Below are 20,335 nucleotides of genomic sequence, written 5' to 3'. Positions count from 1 at the left end.
GGTAAAGCCATGCAACGTTATGCAGTCGGTATTGAATTTAGCGGAGTTCAATATCGAGGTTGGCAAACACAACAGCCAGGCGTTGCCAGCGTACAAGAAACCATTGAACGTGTGCTTAGCAAAGTCGCAAATGAGACTATAGCACTCCATGGTGCTGGTCGTACCGATGCAGGAGTACATGCGACAAATATGGTGGCACACTTCGATACGCATGCCATTCGTCCAGAAACAGGATGGTTAAGAGGGGCAAACAGCCAGCTGCCTAAAGATATTTCCATTCAGTGGATTAAGCTGATGGATGAAAGTTTTCATGCCCGCTTTAAAGCGACTGCTCGACGTTACCGCTATATTATATATAACACGCCTCATCGCCCTGCTCTCTTGCATAAACAGGTTACTCACATTTACCAACAGTTAGATGTGAAAAAGATGATTGAAGCGGCAAGTAAATTTGAAGGCACTCATAACTTTGAAAGCTTCCGTGCAGCTGCCTGCCAATCAAATCAGCCTGTTAGACATGTAAAACATTGCCGTTTATTTGAACATGGACGCTATTTGGTGTTAGATATTGAAGCAGATGGTTTCTTACACCATATGGTTCGTAACATTGTTGGATGTTTACTCGAAATTGGTCAAGGCATGTATGAAGTTGATCATATCGATACAATGTTTGCTGCACAGGATCGTAAGGCGGCAGGAGTAACAGCCCCACCCGACGGTCTTTATTTTATTCAGTGTAATTATCCTGAGCAGTTTGATTTACCACAGCCACCGCTTGGACCCCATTGGCTAAACTTACCTGAGTAAGCTTAGTCCAATGCTGTATCTTTCTACCGGTGTTGTTTACGCTTACGGTACTCAACCGGTGTCTCATTTGTCCAACGCTTAAATGCGCGATAGAAAGTACTTGGTTCAGAGAAGCCAGTTAAATACACAATACGCTCAACACTCTCGTTGGTATTTGCCAAGAGTTTTTTAGCTAAACGGCAACGATAATCTGACAAGATTTGCTGAAAACTAGTATTGGCTTCGCTTAGCTGAGTACGTAAGCGACGTGGAGTAATATTCAACTGAGCTGCAACCGTTTCTAAGGTTGTTTCTCCACTTTCTAGCGTTGAACCAATTGCGCGACGAACTTCACCCACTAAATCATAACGAGCCAATTCCTGTAATTTTTCAATCGCGAGCTGCTCATGCAACTGCAATAACTCAGGCTCTGCTTGCCAAAGCTGAAAATCTAGAATAGCTGGATCAAAATATAAACGTGTCTCTTTCTGACCTAAACTGACCGGACAGCCATATACTCGGAAATATTCATCCTCAGAAGCACCTTCGCTAAAATTAAAATCGATGAAGATGGGATGAAATTGCCCTTCGGTAATAAATTTAAAAAATCTAAGGATGCCCGAAATTGCACATTCAGAGAAATGTCGATTAACAAGATTATCGGCACCGATCTGTTGGCCATTGGTTAAATAACAACGCCCTTCTTCAATGACTAGTTTCGCATCAAATGCATCACTAATGAGTCGCTGATAAGCCAAAGCCCGTTTTAGCCCTTCACCAAAAGTTTCACTACTAATAAATAGATGTTCAATGACCTGACCACGGTACAAAGGCAAATGCTCGCCTAAATGCAAACCGATATCTGGATCTTTACTGACTTCCTGAGCGGCAGTCCAAAAGGCATACTGTGCACTTAACGGTGTACGTGCATTTGTATCAACCTGATTTAAAGCAACTCCCGCTTTGGTTAATATTTCTTCTGTTGGCAAACCCGCACGACGAATCGCTTGATAGCCAAAGCGTAATACAACTGATGCATCTGTTAGCTGACCCACGCAGTGCCCTTCCATGTAGATACTTCATTGATATTTAGGGCTGTTGACCTTTACGCAATTAACAGTCCCTAATAACTATGATTTTAGATTAGCGTTGATTGACCAAACTGACAACAGAATTACTCTTCTTTTGTGAAAAAAATTACATCTTTTTTTATTAGTCATACTTTAACCAGATGCTTGAGTAGAAGTATGTCTATCTTGTTTTTTTTAAATAAATTGACTATAATTTGCGCCTTTCCAATTTGATCATCAGGTAGGCTATGGCCAATAAAGAGGAACTCATTGAGTTCGAAGGCGTTGTCACCGAAACGCTTCCTAATACGATGTTCCGTGTACGTCTTGAAAACGGTCACGAAGTTATTGCACACATTTCTGGTAAAATGCGTAAACACTATATTCGTATTCTTACTGGCGACAGTGTAAAAGTCGAAATGACTCCATATGACCTCACTAAAGGTCGTATTACGTACCGTGCTCGCTAATTAGTGAATGCAAAAAAGCCACTTCATGATGTGGCTTTTTTATTGCGTTGTTTATTCACTTAAGCGACTGGTTTTACATCCGACCGTTTGGCATTCACGCAATCTTTCTTGCAGCCAATGGTTTCTTTCTTGCGTTGTCTTTAAACGACATTGCACGTCTACGCTATTCCTATTTGAATCAGTACACTCAGCATCACGTTGACGTATCCATGCGAGCTGAGATTTCTTAAGAATATTTTTCTGTGTGGTATTTAACTTTACTCGTAATGCTTGATAGTTTTTATTCAGATCGACATCTGCACTCGCGTAAATTTTATTTGTACAGTAAATATCATCATAAGTATTACGACTACTATCACAGTTATCAGCATAGACCGTAGTCATTCCAAAGCTACATAAAAATGCTAAAGCAATTTTTCTCATCGTATTTTCCCTTAATTTTCTACTAAATTATTATTAGAACAATGAATGTAAAGATGAATCTAAAGATAAGTTCACCTTTCATTTATCATAAGCTTCCTTTTTTACTTTACAAGTATCCAAATCCAACCTATTGTTCTTTAATAATAAATATAATTTTTTATTGAGATAACAATGAATATAAATATCCGATTTCAGATTGTCCTACTTTGTTTAGTCACGATGAATATGAATGGCTGCACTAGCCATCCACGCCAATCTATAGATTTACAAGAATATTTAAAGGGCTTTCTAGGCAAATCTTCTACAACCATTCGCCAAGATATCAATCTACGGAGTCTTGGTTTTCAAGTTTCTAGTGCGCCACAGAAAACACCTAATCAACTCATCTATACGATTTTACGTCCATTAAACATTCCAATCCCGATGGTAACTAATGTGGACATGAGAGGGAATTCTGTCGCTATACAATCAGGTAATCTGGGTGGCAATTCTTACGATTTGAATTTCAACTGCAAAGTTATTTTTCAGCTTAAAAATGAGATTGCCGAGTCTATTCAATATGAAGGCAAAGCCTGCTAAAACAGAACCATAAAAAAACGCAGCTTAAAGCTGCGTTTTTTTAGCGAAGTAAGTTTTAAGCAAGTACGGCTACAACTGCTTCACCCATCTCAGCTGTACCAACTTTTGTCATACCTTCAGACATAATATCTGCTGTACGCAAGCCTTGATCTAGTACTTGACCTACCGCATCTTCAATTGCTTTTGCAGCAGCTTCTTCGCGGAAGGTATAGCGAAGCATCATTGCAACAGAAAGAATTGTTGCTAATGGGTTAGCCACATTTTGGCCCGCGATGTCAGGTGCAGAACCATGACAAGGCTCATACATACCTTTGCCATTTTCATCCAACGATGCAGATGGCAACATGCCGATTGAACCTGTAAGCATTGCTGCTTCATCAGATAAGATATCGCCAAACAAGTTACCAGTTACGATCACATCAAACTGTTTTGGTGCACGTACAAGCTGCATTGCAGCATTATCGACATACATATGTGAAAGCTGAATGTTTGAATAACTTGCTTGCTGTAAATCAGTAACTGTTTGCTTCCAGAGTTCCGTTACTTCTAAAACGTTTGCTTTATCGACCGAACAAACTTTACCACCACGTAAACCTGCAAGTTCAAAAGCTACTTTTGCAATGCGTTTAATTTCACTTTCAGAATAAACGTCAGTGTTATAGCCTTGTTTTTCACCGTTTTCGAGTTCACGAATACCACGTGGCTGGCCAAAATAGATACCGCCAGTAAGCTCACGAACAATCAGAATATCTAAGCCAGCAACAATTTCAGGCTTTAAGCTAGAAGCATCCGCTAGTTGCGGATAAAGAATGGCCGGGCGCAAGTTAGCAAACAAGTTAAGTTCACTACGAATTTTTAAAAGACCACGTTCAGGACGAATAGAACGCTCGATCGCATCCCATTTTGGTCCGCCTACCGCACCTAATAAAATTGCATCAGCTTTTTTTGCTTGTTCACTCGTTACAGCTGGATACGGTTCACCATGCGCATCAATTGCAGCGCCGCCTAATAAGCCATGTTCCCAAGTTAACGATAAATTAAATTTTTCATTTACTTTATTTAATACTTTTTCTGCTGCCCCAACAATTTCAGGACCAATACCATCACCAGCTAAAATTAAAATCTGTTTAGACATGAACTTTTTCCATTTTCCAAAAACAAGCAGCTTTATGACTACCGCGGTGTTAGTTTTTTCTGTTCAAGGAACTCGCCTAGCCCTGTTGTTACATCAAATGGTCGACAAAAACGGCGAATTACACGCTCATCCTGCTCTAAATCGACACATAATGGATCAGGTACAGAAACATTCAGCAAACTACCCGAACGGTTAGCTTTGTCTCGGTACATTTTAAATGTATAGCGATGGTTGGCATTAAACTGGTGGATCACATGAATTGTTTCTGCCCGATCTGGAGAAATCGGATAGAAACGGATCACCACTTCATATTGTTTAGCAGGCACAGATAAATATAAACTGTTGGGTTGGCCAAGCACTGAACCATGCAACCGCACAATTCCTTGATGAATTGCCTGATTACTAATTCGTCGTGTTTGCGCATCCACTACAGTAATATCATTTAGTCGTTCAAATTCACAACTCTTCGCGCCCGAACAATATATTGCTGCATTCTGCCCCAAATTTTCTTGTTCAGCCTGCTTAATACGGACAGTATCCACTACATTGTACGTGCTCTGACAAGCACTGAGTGTTATTGCGCACAGGCTCAACAAAAAGCTATGAGTAACGTTCCTCTTCATTGTTCAAGCCCAATCCTCATCTAGTGCATAATTTTAAGGTGTTTTTATGCTTTAGCATGTTAGCAAGAGTTTGAACACTACGCCATGGCTATGTTTAAAATGTACCAAAAGGTTAATTTAACTCTTGGAATACCCAAGGACGAACTTGTTTAGTTTTTTCTTCATAAGCACGAATTGCTTCGGCATTTTGAAGCGTTAAACCAATATCATCTAGGCCATTTAACAAGCAATGCTTCCGAAATGGGTCAACTTCAAATTTAAAAGCTTCACCTGTTGGCGTACGTACTTCCTGAGCGGCTAAATCAATTGTTAATTGATAGCCTTCATTTGCCGTACATTCTTTAAATAACTGATCAACAGTTTCTTCTGACAAAATGACAGGTAACATGCCATTTTTAAAACAGTTATTAAAGAAAATATCAGCAAAGCTTGGTGCAATAACAGTACGGAAACCATATTCGTTTAATGCCCACGGCGCATGCTCACGGCTTGAACCACAACCAAAGTTAGTACGAGCAATTAAAACATTTGCTCCTTGATAACGTGGCTGGTTCAAAATGAAATCCGGATTTTTTGGACGAACTGAATTATCTTGTCCCGGATAGCCTTCGTCTAAATAACGAAGTTCATCAAATAAGTTATCGCCAAAACCAGTACGTTTGATTGATTTCAAAAACTGTTTTGGAATAATTAAATCTGTATCAACATTGGCACGATCTAATGGTGCAACGATACCTTGTTCAACTGTATAAGCTTTCATGGTTTGCTCCAGACCGAATTAAAATGAACGAACATCAACAAAGTGACCTGCGATTGCAGCCGCTGCCGCCATTGCCGGGCTCACCAAGTGAGTGCGACCACCATTGCCTTGACGGCCTTCAAAGTTACGGTTAGACGTCGATGCACAGTGTTCACCTGGTTGTAACTTATCTGCATTCATTGCTAAACACATTGAACAACCTGGTTCACGCCATTCAAAACCAGCTTCCAAGAAGATTTTATCCAAACCTTCTTTTTCTGCCTGTTGTTTAACTAAACCTGAACCCGGAACAATCATGGCTTGCTTAATGCTAGAGGCCACTTTACGGCCTTTAACCACTTCAGCCGCAGCACGAATATCTTCAATACGAGAGTTAGTGCAAGAACCAATAAAGACACGATCAAGTTGAATATCAGCTAATGCTTGACCTGCATTTAAGCCCATATATTGATAAGCACGCGTCCAGTCATTACGTTGAACGTCATCTTTCGCTTGTTCTAAAGTTGGCACAGCTTCTGTGACCGGAATAACCATCTCAGGTGAAGTTCCCCAAGACACTTGTGGCTCGATCTCTGCACCATTTAATTCAACTACAGCATCAAACACCGCGTCTTCATCTGAATGCAAAGTGTCCCAGTAAGCAACTGCTTGTTCCCATTGCTCGCCTTTTGGTGCATAGCTACGGCCTTTCACGTATTCAACGGTTTTGTCATCGACAGCAACCATGCCGACACGAGCACCCGCTTCAATCGCCATGTTACATACCGTCATACGTCCTTCAATCGACATATCACGGAACACCTGACCACCAAATTCAATCGCGTAACCTGTACCACCTGCGGTACCAATTTTAGCAATAATTGCCAACACCACATCTTTTGGTGTCACACCTTTGCCTAATACGCCATCTACACGGATTAACATATTTTTAGATTTTTTCTGGATCAAACATTGTGTTGCTAACACATGTTCAACTTCAGATGTTCCAATACCATGCGCCAAGCAACCGAAAGCACCGTGAGTAGCTGTATGTGAATCACCACATACGACTGTCATGCCGGGTAAAGTTAACCCCTGCTCAGGTCCAACGACATGCACAATACCCTGACGGATATCGTTAATATTAAATTCAACAATATTAAAGGCTTTACAATTGTCATCTAAGGTTTGAACCTGAATACGAGACGTATCATCTTCAATACCCGCGATGCCTTGCTCACGTTCTTTTTTAGATGTTGGAACGTTATGGTCTGGTGTAGCAACGTTTGCACTTAAACGCCATGGTTGACGACCCGCAAGTTGCAAACCTTCAAATGCTTGTGGACTAGTCACTTCATGCAATAAATGACGGTCAATATAAAGTAAACATGAGCCATCATCACGCTGTGAAACAACGTGGTCATCCCACAATTTGTCATATAAAGTTTTGCCTGCCATGTCGTCTTGCTCCATTGGACTGGGTAATTCTAATCTTTCTTCGATTATAGCCAGAGTTTCACATAAATCTAATTTATCATTTTTATAAATTAGAAAACTTTTTGGAATCAATTATAATCCCGTTTATAACTATCAAATTTAATAAATCGTTTTTGTTAATGATTATCATTTGCATAATCAATTTTTAATCTTATACTCTCATCTCTATACTAAAAATATCTAAAGTGGCTAAAGAGAATGATCATGGCTAATATTCAAAAATTTGTTGTAAATAATCAACGTACATTAAAGAAAACCTTCAGCTATTACATTATGCATATTAGCGTAGCGATGATAGTTGCATACTTTGTAACAGGTAATATCTGGATGGCTTTAACCCTAAGCATGCTCGAACCAACCGTACAAGCATTTGCTTTTTTCTTCCATGAAAAAGTATGGGCAGCTAAAGATCGCCGCATAACTGCCTTAGCAGAAGAGGAAACAACAGCTTAGGCTAAGATTAGTGCGGTAATTCACAACTTTCTCACTCGTTTTGCTGCAAGCATGATACGATTTTGGCTCGGCAACTTTAGCCCCTCGATTTTTCTATTCCAAGTTGAGTTGTATTATGAATCTTGCAGCCTTTGAAGCTTTTGTAAAAGTTATGGAAACAGGGTCTATCTCTGTGGCAGCAGATCAATTATTTATTACTCAACCTGCTGTAACTAAACGAATTCACAGCTTAGAAGAATATTTTGGTGTAAAGCTATTTGAGTCCGCAGGTCGCGGCGTTCAAGCAACTCATGCTGCACATTCACTATTACCAAAAGTTAAAAACTGGCTAAATGAGCTTGGAGATATCCATCACACCCTAAGCCATGAGCAAACACAGATACAAGGTCGTTTAAAAATTGGAACCAGTCACCACATTGGTTTGCACCATTTACCCGCACCCCTTAAACACTTTGTTCAGCAATTTCCGCAGGTCACCTTAGATGTGCATTTTGTTGACTCAGAGCAAGCCCATGAAAAAGTGTTAGCTGGTGATTTAGAGTTAGCATTTTTAACACTTCCTCCTTCAGGTGATGAGCGCCTTAACTACATTACAATCTGGAATGATCCTTTAGTTTTTGTTGCAGCACCATTTCACCCACTTGCACAAAAAGAGCATCTGACCTTACAAGACCTTATTGAATATCCAAGCTTGTTACCTGCTGCACAAACTTATACTGCTCAAATCACGTTAGCCGAGTTTGAAAAACAAGGGCTTAAACCAAAAATCACCATGAGCAATAACCCTCTTGAGTCTATTCGCATGTTGGTGTCGATTGGTTTGGGTTGGTCAGTTTTACCAAAAACTTTGCTGAACCAAGATATGCAGCAACTGGATTTAGATGTCGAAATGAATCGTCAATTAGGCATGGTGTGGCATCCTGCACGTACTCAATCTAGAGCTATGCAAGAATTGATTAAAATGATGCAGGAATAATTGAATTAATGAATATTTTTTAAAAGTAGATAAATCAGAACAGCAAAAATAGTAAGTCCTAACTAAAACAGATAGCAGCAAATATAATTGCGCCAAATGCACTCAAATAAATATATAAAACAACAATTAATAAAATATAGCAGTAACTAGTTTGGCTATAAATTCTTGTAAAAAGCCATTACTACTCTCATTTTTGGTACGCTTTTTTAGCTATGCTACTTTAATTAACAAATTTATATATTGATTAAAAATAACACTGTAAGCATATATCTTTTACTCTACTATTATTACACTTTTCACTTAAGATTCATGATCGTGAAGAATCAATATTCAAAGATAATTAAAATCAGTTTATACGGCTTCATAATTTTAGCTGTCTTAATTCTTGCAACATTTATTTGGTTTAAACCGATACGTGTTGTTTTCGCACATCATCTTTCATTGCTACATTGTGAAGGTCATATATGTGTAGATGATCCAAAGACAGAGTCTCTTGCAAAGACACTTTATAATCGGGCATTACAAGAAACCCAAGATAAAGTAGGTGCTTTTCATCAGCAGCCAACTATAGTTTTTTGCTCAACTCCACAATGTGCCAATACGTTTGGTATGGAAAAAGCAGCCGCTAAAGCTGTGGGTAATCTCGGGTTATTGATTGCACCGCGTGGTTGGAAAGATTTCTACATCACCCATGAGCTTATTCATCACCGACAAGCCGAAGAATGGGGAAATATTGCAATGCTCACTAAACCCAAATGGCTGGTAGAAGGCATGGCTTACAGTTTAAGTGATGACCCCCGCCCTACCTTATCGGCACCATTTCAGCAATGGCGGGCTCAATTCAAGCTTTGGCATCAACAAAATCCTGACCCAAATATTTGGCACACCACAGAGAAAGTTAAATAATTTATTAAAGTGCATCATCTTAGGCGAGCTGAATCTTACCATCTGCAACTTCATTCATAAATTGCTGATAGTCGTTTAGATTGCGCTCTGCATATTCTTCTGCATACGTTTGTAATACGTCTACAATCGTATCTCCCTCTCCAAGATATCCCATAAGTACATCTGCATTTCCAGCTTTAGCATGGGCATGAGCTAAAGCCAGACCACAGCCTTCAGCATACTTATAGAAATACTCATCATCCATGCTATTAAGATCAAATGAGATTTTCATATCACGTAACTGACGTACATAAAAATGTTGATTTGATATTGAAGAAAATCCAAGACATATATCACTTGCGGCCTGCATGAGTTGCTGGCCATGCACCACACGTTCGCCTTCGTGTTTTACTTTTTCTACAAATAACGGACTAAGAATTGATGAATTCGCTTCTTTCATTTGCAAAATTAACGGTTCACGATCTGCATCCTGAAATAATGCAATCGCTGATCGTGTACCAACACTTCCAACACCAACCACTTTAAAAGCCACATCTGTACATTGATAACGATCAAAAAGTACTTGGCGATCATATTTCAAAGAATCACGATATTGTTGAAAGAATACATCAACATCTTTACTAAATGGTTCATCTGCACTCGGGTGCCATAATAACGGTGCATCATCCACAAAATGACGCAATCCTGTGTCTTGATCTTGCTGTGTAAGCTTCGGCAAAACAGAATACGCACTTCTTCTCTGCTCTGAATCAAGACGCTTCTCGCTTTTCTCTCTTAATTTTCGGCGTTCAGTATTTTCTAGCAAAGTAATGGCATCAATTTTTTCATACCAAACTTGTAGTGGCGAAAGTTTCACACTTTCCAATAAGTGCTGACGATAACTATTCAGCATTATTTTAATTGCTTTTAACCCCACTTTCTTTGCAAGATTAATATCATGCGCCGCAATCACAAAACTAGTTGCTAGACGCTTTACATCCCATTCAAACGGGGCAACTAAAGTTTCATCAAAATCATTGATTCCAAATAACAGGTTACGTTCGGGACTTGCAAAACCACCAAAATTACTTAAATGACAATCCCCACAAATCTGTTGAAATAAACCTGAATTTACTTGTTCCCATGCTTGGTCAAATAGCATCAAAGAAGCCATACCACGATAAAATGTAAATGGAGAACTACTCATCCGTTTTGCACGAATCGGTTTGAGTTTTTCTACACGTCCTTGGTTACTCCAATCATAAATCGTTAAAGCAGTTGTACCTTTTGGTCGTTTAGAAAGCTTTGATAACTGTTCACGCGGTACTTTTTTACGTTGAAGCTTACCTAATTTGAAGCCGTCACTTTTACTTAGTAATTTTCCCTGATAGCTATGACGTGTTAAATCAATACTTTGATCGTTCCAAAGTTGTTTTGGTAATTTAATCTGTGGTGTTTTTAGCATTATTATTACCTCATTTTTAAAATTATAATTTTTTATTAGATATCCCCATATCTAATTTTAGATCAGGATTTATAAGAAATATTCATCATATTAAACATAATTAATTAAGAGTTGGAAGGCCTTAAGATCTAACCCATGGCTCGTCCAACCCTACAATCTTAAATCGACCAGTCCTGAATTTCCCAGTTGTGTTCTTGAGCCAGTTTCTCAAGACGATCATCCGGATTTACCGCAGTCGCATGTGTTGCATATTCAAGTAAAAAACGGTCATTGATTGAATCTGAATAAGCCCAAGACTCAGATACGCTGCGTCCAGCTAACCAGTCATCAAGACGTGCAAGTTTACCTTTTTGATAACATGCCAAGCCCGCAACTTTACCTGTATATTTGCCATCAGCAACTTCAGCATTGGTCGCTAAAATTTCGGTAATACCAAATTCACGGAAAATTGGCGCAGTAATAAAATCACTCGTTGCAGTAATACCCACAATGGTATGCCCCAAGTCTTGATGTTTCTTAATCGCATCAAAACCTTTAGGACGCATTTGTGGGCGAATTACTTTTTGCATGAACAACTGATGAAGCTCAGTTAAGTAGTCATTGTCATGCTTTGTTAAAAATCCAAAGACAAATTCATTATAAGCATATGGGTCAAGTTGCCCTGCTTTGTAATCTTCATAAAATTTATCATTCATCTGACGATGATGAACCGCATCAACCAAACCTTCATTGACTAAAAATTCACCCCACGAGTGGTCTGAATCGGTATTTAACAAGGTATGGTCTAAATCAAACAACGCCAGTTTCATGAAAATTCTCGTTTAAACTGAAATTTAAGAAAAAAAATGTAAATCTATCTCCGCTAGTCGATAGAAATTCGTTAAGATCGTAGCAATTTAAACATTTTACTTTGATCTTTTCGAGCTGGACATAAAAAAGTGTTTGTCCCCGCGATTAAAGTCAACGATATAGACAATATTTAGGTAGCCAAATGATCGATTCAGAAGGTTTCCGACCGAATGTCGGGATCATTTTGGCAAACGATGATGGACAGGTTTTATGGGCAAAGCGCATTGGTCACAATGCTTGGCAGTTTCCACAAGGAGGCATTCAGTTTGGAGAAACTCCTGAACAGGCACTTTTTCGAGAACTGAGAGAAGAAATCGGCTTATTGCCCGAACATGTCCAGATTATTGCGCAAACCAAAGGATGGCTGCGTTATCGTTTGCCACATCGTTACATTCGGTCAGACTCTGACCCCGTATGTATCGGACAGAAACAAAAATGGTTTTTACTGAAATTAACTGCGCATGCAAAAAATATTCAGTTAAACCTCTCCGACCCGCCCGAATTCGATGAATGGCAGTGGGTTAGCTATTGGTATCCTCTTGGACAAGTGGTGAACTTCAAGCGTGATGTTTATCGTAAAGCCATGGTGGAGTTATGTACACAGTTGCCGATGCAACAATTACCCTAAAAATCATTTATCTAGCAAATGATTTTTATTAAAAGTGCTGTTATAAATACATTCATAGTCTAAAAAAATACTGGAGTATACATCCATGTCAAACATGCAACTCGACACTTTACGGCGCATTGTCCAAGAGGTTAATGCGTCCGTCAGTTTGCATGAATCGTTAGACACCATGGTCAATCAGGTTGCTGAGGCCATGAAAGTGGATGTTTGCTCTATTTATTTACTCGATGAACGTAATCAGCGCTATGTCTTGATGGCCTCTAAAGGCTTAAATCCAGAATCTGTAGGTCATGTTTCACTGCAACTTGGTGAAGGCTTGGTCGGTCTGGTCGGGCAACGTGAAGAAATAGTTAATCTTGACAATGCATCAAAACATGAGCGTTTCATGTATTTACCTGAAACAGGTGAAGAAATTTATAACTCATTCCTTGGCGTACCTGTCATGTATCGCCGTAAGGTTATGGGCGTTTTGGTTGTACAAAACAAACTTCCACAAGATTTTAGTGAAGCTGCCGAGTCATTTTTAGTTACGCTGTGTGCCCAGCTTTCTGGTGTTATTGCCCACGCTCACGCAGTTGGAAATATTGACGTATTTCGTAAACCAAGCAATGGCCCTGCCTACAAAACCTTTCAAGGCGCTTCGGGTGCAGGCGGTGTTGCTTTAGGTCGCGCTATTATTTTATATCCACCTGCCGATTTAGCTTCTGTACCTGATCGTGAAGCAGAAGATATTAGTCATGAACTTCGACTTCTAGATCAAGCCATTTCTTCAGTTCGTTCAGAGATTCGTTCTTTAGATGAAAAAATGCATGATTCACTCATGGCAGAAGAACGCGCTTTATTTAGTGTTTTCTTAAGAATGCTAGATGAAAATGCATTGCCGGCAGAAATTAAAGAACTCATTCGTGACGGACATTGGGCACAAGGTGCAGTACGTCGTGTGATTGAAAAGCACACTGCCCTATTTGCACAAATGGAAGATGACTATCTTCGTGAGCGAGTTTCTGATCTTAAAGATTTAGGCCGACGTATTTTAGCCTCGCTGCAAGAAGAAGATTCTAGCCACCGTGAGCTTAGCCCAGATAGTATTTTAATTGGTGAAGAAATCAGTACTGCGGCATTAGTAGAACTGCCTGTAGACAATATTGCGGCAATTGTAACTTCAGAAGGTGCAGCCAATTCACATATGGTGATTGTGGCCCGTGCATTAGGTATTCCAACAGTGGTTGGTGTAACTGAACTGCCGGTTAATACACTTGATGATGCAGAAATGATTGTGGATGCCTATCAAGGCCGTGTTTTTGTAAATCCTCCACGTCGCTTACGCCAACGTTATAAAGAAATTCAAAAAGAAGATGAACAGATCGCAAAAGATCTCAAACAATACGAGACAAAAGAAGCGATTACTCCAGATGGTGTATCTGTTCCACTTTATGTAAACACAGGCCTTATGATTGATGTGGTTCGCGGTGTACAACGCGGAGCTCAAGGAGTTGGTCTATACCGAAGTGAAATTCCATTCATGTTACGGGAACGTTTCCCAGGTGAAGAAGAACAGCGAGCAATCTATCGTCAACAATTAAGCCACTTCGCTAACAAACCTGTGGTGATGCGAACTCTGGATATTGGTGCCGATAAAGACTTGCCTTACTTCAGTATTGAAGAAGAAAATTCGGCATTAGGATGGCGTGGTATTCGTTTCACGCTCGATCATCCCGAGATTTTTTCTTCACAAATTCGCGCAATGCTCAAAGCAAGTATTGGTTTAAATAATTTGCATATTTTATTGCCAATGGTCACTACAGTAAGTGAAGTCGAAGAAGTACTTTATTTACTTGAGCGTGACTGGATGGCGGTGCAAGAAGAAGAGCAAGTTAAAATTACCAAGCCAAAAATTGGAATTATGGTTGAGGTACCAAGCGTACTACTACAAATTGATGAGTTTGCCGAACTCGTCGATTTCTTCTCTGTGGGTTCAAACGACTTAACTCAATACTTACTCGCGGTTGACCGTAATAATCCACATGTGGCAAACGTTTATTCGCATTTCCACCCTTCTATTCTACGTGCTTTAAGTCGTTTGGTTAAAGAATGTCATGAACACAAAAAACCAATCAGTATTTGTGGTGAAATGGCAGGGGATCCATTATCGGCAATTTTGCTCATGGCGATGGGCTTTAATACCCTTTCGATGAGTTCGAGTAACATTTTGCGAGTAAGAAAAGCAATTTGTCATGTACCTATGACAGATGCACAAAAATTACTTGGTGATGTTATGAAAATGAATAATCCGCTTATTGTGAAAAGTTGGCTTGAGTACTATTTTAAAACTCATGGCCTAGCCGACATGGTAAAATCGAATCGAATCGTAAATGTTTAGTATCTAAAGAAAAAGGAGAGCATCGCTCTCCTTTTTTATTTTAAATAACTTAATAAAACTGAATATAAAAATTTCTTTTCAATCTCGGTTGCACGCTAGTTTTTGAACAAAATTACAATCGGTTTTTTAAATCAATACTGACAATTTAATCCATTTGAAAAATAATCCTTCTACTTTTACTATATTTAAAGAGCGTTATTAAAAGATCTTAAGTTGTTCCAACAATTGAAGAGGTAATTCTATGCATCGTTATTTTCAAGCTTCAACTTATTTTTCCTCTTGTTTTTTAACCTTCATACAGTAAATTGGAGGAATAACAATTAAAGGAATCTGATGGATTATTGAATAAACATGATGGGCAGGCATCTTAGTGAAAAGAATTTTTTAAACGGTTTCTCTCACCATTTGTTCACTCATTTCTTTATTTAATAAACATGAGTTTTTAAACCAGAAGTCCAGGAAAATGAGCCCTACTACTTTATCAAGAGCTCAATAATTATTACCCAGAGAGAATATAACCATGTCAGACGAATCAAAATGTCCTTTTTCAGGTCATAACTCAAAACCGCAAGTAACGATTGGTGGTGGCACGCCTAGTTTACATTGGTGGCCAAAACAATTACGTGTTGACTTACTGAACCAACATTCAGAACGTTATAATCCACTCGGTAAAGATTTTAATTATCGCGAAGAATTTCAAAAACTCGACTACTACACACTCAAAGCTGATATCAAAAATGTATTAACAGATTCCCAAGATTGGTGGCCAGCCGATTGGGGAAATTATACGGGCTTATTTATTCGTTTAGCATGGCATGCTGCTGGCACATATCGTATGGGTGATGGCCGTGGTGGAGCTGGGCGTGGTCAACAACGTTTTGCACCATTAAATAGTTGGCCTGACAATGCGAGCTTAGATAAAGCACGCCGCTTACTATGGCCAGTTAAACAAAAATACGGTCAAAAAATATCGTGGGCAGATTTATTTATTCTTGCCGGTAACATTGCGCTTGAGTCTTCTGGCTTCCGCACCTTTGGTTTTGGTGCAGGTCGTGAAGATGTTTGGGAACCAGACAACGATGTAAACTGGGGCGATGAAAAAGAATGGTTAGCTCATCGAAACTCTGAAGCATTGGAAGGCAGTAATCTCGCTGCAACCGAGATGGGTCTAATTTATGTAAACCCTGAAGGTCCTCAAGCCAGTGGGGATCCAAAATCGGCTGCACCATTTATTCGTGCGACTTTTGGCAACATGGCAATGGATGACGAAGAAATTGTTGCATTAATTGCAGGCGGCCATACTTTAGGTAAAACCCACGGTGCTGCCTCTGCTGACCACGTTCAGGCTGATCCTGAAGGCGCCCCAATTGAACAGATGGGCTTTGGCTGGTCAAATAGCTTTGGCACAGGTGTTGGTAAAGACGCGATCACTTCTGGCTTAGAAGTCATTTGGTCACAAACGCCAACACAATGGAGCAATTACTTCTTTGAAAACCTATTCAAATACGAATGGGTACAAGAACGTTCACCTGCTGGTGCAATTCAATGGGTAGCAGCCGATGCAGAAGCGATCATCCCAGATCCATTCGACCCATCAATTAAACGTAAGCCAACAATGCTTACTACAGATTTGACCTTACGTTTTGATCCTGAGTTTGAAAAAATCTCTCGTCGCTTCCATAACGACCCACAAGCTTTCGCCAATGCTTTTGCCCGTGCATGGTTCAAATTAACTCACCGCGATATGGGACCAAAAGCACGTTATCTAGGTCCTGAAGTTCCAGCTGAGGACTTAATTTGGCAAGATCCATTACCTGCTGCTAGCACTGCACCATCGGCTGCCAGCATTGCTGATGCAAAAGCAAAAATTGTTGCACTAGGGCTATCGGCTGGTGAGTTGGTTTCTCTGGGTTGGGCTTCAGCGTCAACGTTCCGTGGTGGAGACAAGCGTGGTGGTGCAAATGGCGCACGTATTGCCTTATCACCGCAACGTGATTGGGAAGTAAACCAAAAAGCTGTTGATACCTTAACTAAAATTGAAGAAATCAAAGCCTCAACTCAGCTGTCATTGGCTGATTTAATTGTGCTAGCAGGCAACGTTGGTGTAGAGCAAGCTGCTCAAGCAGCTGGTTTCAATATTAGCGTTCCATTTGCCTCTGGTCGTGTTGATGCATTACAAAGCCAGACTGATGTCGAATCTTTCCAATTGCTCCGCGGCCTTGCCGATGGTTTTAGAAACTGGAAAAAAGACGGTGTCAATGCAGCAACTGAAGCATTATTAATTGATAAAGCACAGCAACTGACTTTGACTGCACCAGAGTTAACTGCATTGATTGGTGGTTTACGTGTACTAGGCACTAACTGGGATGGTTCGCAACACGGTGTATTCACTCAGCAGGTTGGTGTCCTCAGCACAGACTTCTTCACGAACCTACTCGACATGTCTACGGTATGGGCACCTGCAGATTCATCAGGTGAAGTATTTGAAGGCAAAGATCGTAAAACGGGCACTGTAAAATTTACTGCAACACGTAATGATTTAGTGTTCGGTTCAAACTCAATCTTGCGTGCACTGGTTGAAGTTTATGCTCAGGCAGATGGTAAAGAAAAATTTGTTCAAGACTTTGTAGCGGCATGGACTAAAGTCATGAATCTTGATCGTTTTGACTTAGCTTAATTTAAGTCAAAATGATAAAAGCCAGTTCAAATTGAACTGGCTTTTTTACTTAAATGTAAAATGACGCACTTTTTAGACAGTCAATTTATGCCCTTCTCGAATGCAATAAAAAGGATTCGCAAGTTTCGATGAAGCTTTAATTACTTGAGCTAACGCATGTTCAGGATCTTCTCGATCTTCGTCAGTCAACTGAAAAGTTCGATAATGAATCGCAACAGAACGATGAGCTTGCAAATCTAAATGTGCATGCACAGCATCTTGAGGGTTCATATGAACATAACTCATTAACTTCCGAGGCTCATAAGCTCCGATCGGAAGCAAAGCAACACGCGGCGCCCCATAACGTGCATGAATTTGCTTAAAATGCCCCGCATAACCCGTATCACCAGCAAAGAAACAATGACCTGTTTTAGCTACAACCGAAAAGCCACCCCAGAGTGCTTTATTCTGGTCACGTAGGCCACGACCAGAGCCATGCTGTGCAGGTGTATAGATTATTCTTAGTTCGTGATAGGGAATTTCTTGCCACCAATCCATCTCAATCACATGAAACTCTTTTGGTAGGTAAAAGCCATTCCCGAGTCCAGTATAAATCGGCATTGCAAATTTTTTATGTAGCCATTCAAGCGTAGCCAAATCCATATGATCATAATGATTATGGCTGAGTAGAACACCATGAATTGTCGGTAATTGTTCTAACGCAAAACCTGCGGGACACACACGGCGCGGTCCACGACCCTGTGAAGGGCTTGCATAATCACACCATACTGGATCGGTAATAAAGTTATAAGGCCCGATCTGAACCAATACTGTTGCATGCCCAACAAACCAAACTTGCCAATCATCTAAATCCGCCTGAGGACGATTTTGAGGCAATGCCACAGCCGTGTTTACACGGGCATCATATTCTTTTTGAATATCCACTTTCCATGTAAAAGACTCACGTGTAACTAACCAACGTAATAGCTCTTTTGAACCTCTAGCCGGCGATTTAGGCTGTTGGTTATAAAAACGTGTATTAGATTCACGCCCTGACTCGGGATGATAAAAAGGAGGTCTTATCCATGTATGCGTCCAACAGGACTGAGTCGGCAATTGATATGTTAATGTCGGCTTGTCTTTCATGGGCTTTTCTATGTTTTAGCATCAGCAGAATGGATGTGTTCAGGTTTCTATCTTAACAATTAAAACAAATTAAGCTATGGCACTTACATTTATTTATCATATAAATATCCCTTTTTTTGTGGTCACAGCCAACATAAGTTGAATTAGATTGCCATAAAAAATACACAGATGTGTTGGGTTTATGCGTCAATAATTACCATTCTTATTAAGAGCACTTGTATAACATAACAATCATTAGTCACGTGAAATCGTCAGACAGTTAGTCAATTTTGCCTTAAGAGATCTTACTTTTCTAACTTAAAATATTTGACAACTTGTAGAGCAAAATCTTTAGTAACACTTAAAGCCAGTTCATTCTTAAAGAATTTATATTTTATAATATTAATTTACTCTTCTTCATTTTTGCATAATATGAGAATTCCCTATATTAATATTTAAAACATTTAAATATTTCTTTGATTAAGTAAAAATAATGTATTTAAGCCCTCATAATTAATATATTTTATGAATTATTAAAACTTATATTCACATATTAAATGTTTAATGAAAATTAAAATTCCATTTATTTTATAAATACCTAAAGTACCTTCACGCTATATCCCTTTATGCTTTATACTTCACACAAATCATAGTAAGACATTTTTTGGATTAGTCTTATGGAACTACGCCACCTCCGATATTTCATTACCGTTGCTGAAGAATTAAATTTTAGTAAAGCCGCTCTTAAACTTTTTACCGCACAACCCTCCCTTAGCCAACAAATTAAAGATTTAGAAGAAGATGTTGGTGTACGACTTTTAAATCGCACTAAACGTAAAGTTGAGTTAACTGAAGAAGGTGAAGTCTTTTTAGAACATGCTCGCCTAACCCTTGCTCAAGCTGAGAAAGCAGTTGCACTGGCACGACAGGTTTCTAAAGCTAAACAGCAACTGTTACGCATCGGTTTTGTCCCCATTGCAGAAATGAAAATTTTCCCTTACGTTCTTCCTAATCTGCGATTACAACACCCCGATCTCGTCATTGAATTATCTAACCTAAACAATACTGAACAACTTAAATCCTTAAAAAAAGGTGAGTTGGACATTACCTTTACCCGAGAAAATACAAATAGTGATGAGATCCAAAGCCAATTTGTTTTAACTGAACCCCTGATTTTTTTACTCCCTAAAAATCATCCACTTACTCAGTATGATCGAATTCCTGTTCATGCTTTACACGGCGTTGACTTTATTATTCCTGCTGCCGAGCAGTCACAAACATTACATAACACGATTTTAGACTTTGCCAAAACTCACAATATTGATCTCAACATTGTTCAAAAAGCAGATAGCATGTTGTTTAATATTAACTCACTTGGTTCTGGTTTAGGTTGTACAATTTTACCTGCCTACGTTGCACCTTTAGGAATCAAAAATACAGTAGTTCGCCCACTAGATATCGAGTTACCGACACTGGATTTATTCGTAAATTATCGTAAAAACTCACAGTCTTTAGGCGTCCAAAAATTCATTGACCAGCTCACTAAAGTATTTCATCTGGATAAAAACTTAACTGATACTTAATCAGGAAAGCTAT

The 20,335-nt window shown here is 39.4% G+C and carries 19 protein-coding genes; 10 read left to right on the top strand and 9 right to left on the bottom strand.

What is annotated here, in order from left to right:
* The first annotated feature begins 9 nt into the window (after window positions 1-9).
* Window positions 10-807, top strand: a complete 798-nt coding sequence (gene truA / locus WA249_RS00700; protein ID WP_336165937.1) for a tRNA pseudouridine(38-40) synthase TruA — start codon at window positions 10-12, stop codon at window positions 805-807.
* A 23-nt stretch (window positions 808-830) separates the two neighbouring features.
* On the opposite strand, the gene WA249_RS00695 is transcribed toward truA, so the two are convergent.
* Complete coding sequence (locus tag WA249_RS00695; protein WP_005302061.1) at window positions 831-1,841, bottom strand: AraC family transcriptional regulator; 1,011 nt, start codon at window positions 1,839-1,841, stop codon at window positions 831-833.
* 263 nt (window positions 1,842-2,104) lie between these two features.
* Here WA249_RS00695 and infA point away from each other — a divergent pair, with 263 nt between their 5' ends.
* Window positions 2,105-2,326 carry a translation initiation factor IF-1 gene (gene infA / locus WA249_RS00690; RefSeq protein WP_001284370.1) on the top strand — a complete coding sequence of 74 codons (222 nt, stop codon included), beginning with the start codon at window positions 2,105-2,107 and terminating at the stop codon, window positions 2,324-2,326.
* Window positions 2,327-2,377: 51 nt separating this feature from the next.
* Here infA and WA249_RS00685 read toward each other — a convergent pair whose 3' ends face one another.
* Window positions 2,378-2,749 carry a lysozyme inhibitor LprI family protein gene (locus WA249_RS00685; RefSeq protein ID WP_336165935.1) on the bottom strand — a complete coding sequence of 124 codons (372 nt, stop codon included), beginning with the start codon at window positions 2,747-2,749 and terminating at the stop codon, window positions 2,378-2,380.
* A gap of 171 nt (window positions 2,750-2,920) precedes the next feature.
* Here WA249_RS00685 and WA249_RS00680 point away from each other — a divergent pair, with 171 nt between their 5' ends.
* On the top strand, window positions 2,921-3,328 hold the full coding sequence (locus WA249_RS00680; protein WP_336165934.1) for a hypothetical protein: 408 nt from the start codon (window positions 2,921-2,923) through the stop codon (window positions 3,326-3,328).
* A gap of 55 nt (window positions 3,329-3,383) precedes the next feature.
* Here the strand turns inward: WA249_RS00680 and leuB are convergent, their stop codons facing one another.
* The 4 genes from leuB to leuC all read right to left on the bottom strand — a co-directional run bounded on the left by leuB (window position 3,384) and on the right by leuC (window position 7,283).
* A complete protein-coding gene (gene leuB, locus WA249_RS00675; protein WP_336165933.1) occupies window positions 3,384-4,463 on the bottom strand; it encodes a 3-isopropylmalate dehydrogenase in 1,080 nt (359 codons plus the stop codon).
* Window positions 4,464-4,501: 38 nt separating this feature from the next.
* Window positions 4,502-5,086: a hypothetical protein gene (locus tag WA249_RS00670; protein ID WP_336165932.1), complete on the bottom strand. Its 585-nt coding sequence runs from the start codon at window positions 5,084-5,086 to the stop codon at window positions 4,502-4,504.
* 112 nt (window positions 5,087-5,198) lie between these two features.
* Window positions 5,199-5,846 carry a 3-isopropylmalate dehydratase small subunit gene (gene leuD, locus WA249_RS00665; RefSeq protein WP_336165931.1) on the bottom strand — a complete coding sequence of 216 codons (648 nt, stop codon included), beginning with the start codon at window positions 5,844-5,846 and terminating at the stop codon, window positions 5,199-5,201.
* Window positions 5,847-5,864: 18 nt separating this feature from the next.
* The gene (gene leuC / locus WA249_RS00660; protein WP_336165929.1) at window positions 5,865-7,283 is read right to left on the bottom strand and encodes a 3-isopropylmalate dehydratase large subunit; all 1,419 of its coding nucleotides are present in this window, start codon (window positions 7,281-7,283) and stop codon (window positions 5,865-5,867) included.
* A 237-nt stretch (window positions 7,284-7,520) separates the two neighbouring features.
* On the opposite strand from leuC, the gene WA249_RS00655 reads away from it, so the two are divergent.
* The 3 genes from WA249_RS00655 to WA249_RS00645 all read left to right on the top strand — a co-directional run bounded on the left by WA249_RS00655 (window position 7,521) and on the right by WA249_RS00645 (window position 9,657).
* Window positions 7,521-7,775: a DUF2061 domain-containing protein gene (locus tag WA249_RS00655; protein WP_171068112.1), complete on the top strand. Its 255-nt coding sequence runs from the start codon at window positions 7,521-7,523 to the stop codon at window positions 7,773-7,775.
* A 115-nt stretch (window positions 7,776-7,890) separates the two neighbouring features.
* The gene (locus WA249_RS00650) at window positions 7,891-8,751 is read left to right on the top strand and encodes a LysR family transcriptional regulator (protein ID WP_016139370.1); all 861 of its coding nucleotides are present in this window, start codon (window positions 7,891-7,893) and stop codon (window positions 8,749-8,751) included.
* A 309-nt stretch (window positions 8,752-9,060) separates the two neighbouring features.
* Window positions 9,061-9,657 carry a hypothetical protein gene (locus WA249_RS00645; protein WP_336165928.1) on the top strand — a complete coding sequence of 199 codons (597 nt, stop codon included), beginning with the start codon at window positions 9,061-9,063 and terminating at the stop codon, window positions 9,655-9,657.
* 19 nt (window positions 9,658-9,676) lie between these two features.
* On the opposite strand, the gene WA249_RS00640 is transcribed toward WA249_RS00645, so the two are convergent.
* Window positions 9,677-11,101, bottom strand: a complete 1,425-nt coding sequence (locus WA249_RS00640; protein WP_336165926.1) for a DUF2252 domain-containing protein — start codon at window positions 11,099-11,101, stop codon at window positions 9,677-9,679.
* 158 nt (window positions 11,102-11,259) lie between these two features.
* Window positions 11,260-11,910 carry an HAD family hydrolase gene (locus WA249_RS00635; RefSeq protein WP_336165924.1) on the bottom strand — a complete coding sequence of 217 codons (651 nt, stop codon included), beginning with the start codon at window positions 11,908-11,910 and terminating at the stop codon, window positions 11,260-11,262.
* Between the two features lie 182 nt (window positions 11,911-12,092).
* Between WA249_RS00635 and WA249_RS00630 the strand changes: the two genes are divergently transcribed.
* The 3 genes from WA249_RS00630 (at window position 12,093) to katG (ending at window position 17,635) form a co-directional block, all read left to right on the top strand.
* Window positions 12,093-12,578, top strand: a complete 486-nt coding sequence (locus WA249_RS00630) for an RNA pyrophosphohydrolase (protein WP_004794866.1) — start codon at window positions 12,093-12,095, stop codon at window positions 12,576-12,578.
* Window positions 12,579-12,663: 85 nt separating this feature from the next.
* Window positions 12,664-14,958, top strand: coding sequence for a phosphoenolpyruvate--protein phosphotransferase (gene ptsP / locus WA249_RS00625; protein ID WP_336165922.1), 2,295 nt, complete (start codon window positions 12,664-12,666; stop codon window positions 14,956-14,958).
* A 520-nt stretch (window positions 14,959-15,478) separates the two neighbouring features.
* A complete protein-coding gene (gene katG / locus WA249_RS00620; RefSeq protein WP_336165921.1) occupies window positions 15,479-17,635 on the top strand; it encodes a catalase/peroxidase HPI in 2,157 nt (718 codons plus the stop codon).
* 72 nt (window positions 17,636-17,707) lie between these two features.
* Here katG and WA249_RS00615 read toward each other — a convergent pair whose 3' ends face one another.
* A complete protein-coding gene (locus WA249_RS00615; protein ID WP_336165920.1) occupies window positions 17,708-18,760 on the bottom strand; it encodes an MBL fold metallo-hydrolase in 1,053 nt (350 codons plus the stop codon).
* 656 nt (window positions 18,761-19,416) lie between these two features.
* Here WA249_RS00615 and hcaR point away from each other — a divergent pair.
* A complete protein-coding gene (hcaR, locus tag WA249_RS00610; RefSeq protein ID WP_336165918.1) occupies window positions 19,417-20,322 on the top strand; it encodes a DNA-binding transcriptional regulator HcaR in 906 nt (301 codons plus the stop codon).
* Window positions 20,323-20,335: the final 13 nt, after the last annotated feature.

It is taken from the genome of Acinetobacter sp. 161(2023), assembly GCF_037027805.1.
In the GTDB taxonomy this organism is placed as follows: Bacteria; Pseudomonadota; Gammaproteobacteria; order Pseudomonadales; family Moraxellaceae; genus Acinetobacter.
This window is presented reverse-complemented; position numbering and strand designations above follow the sequence as displayed.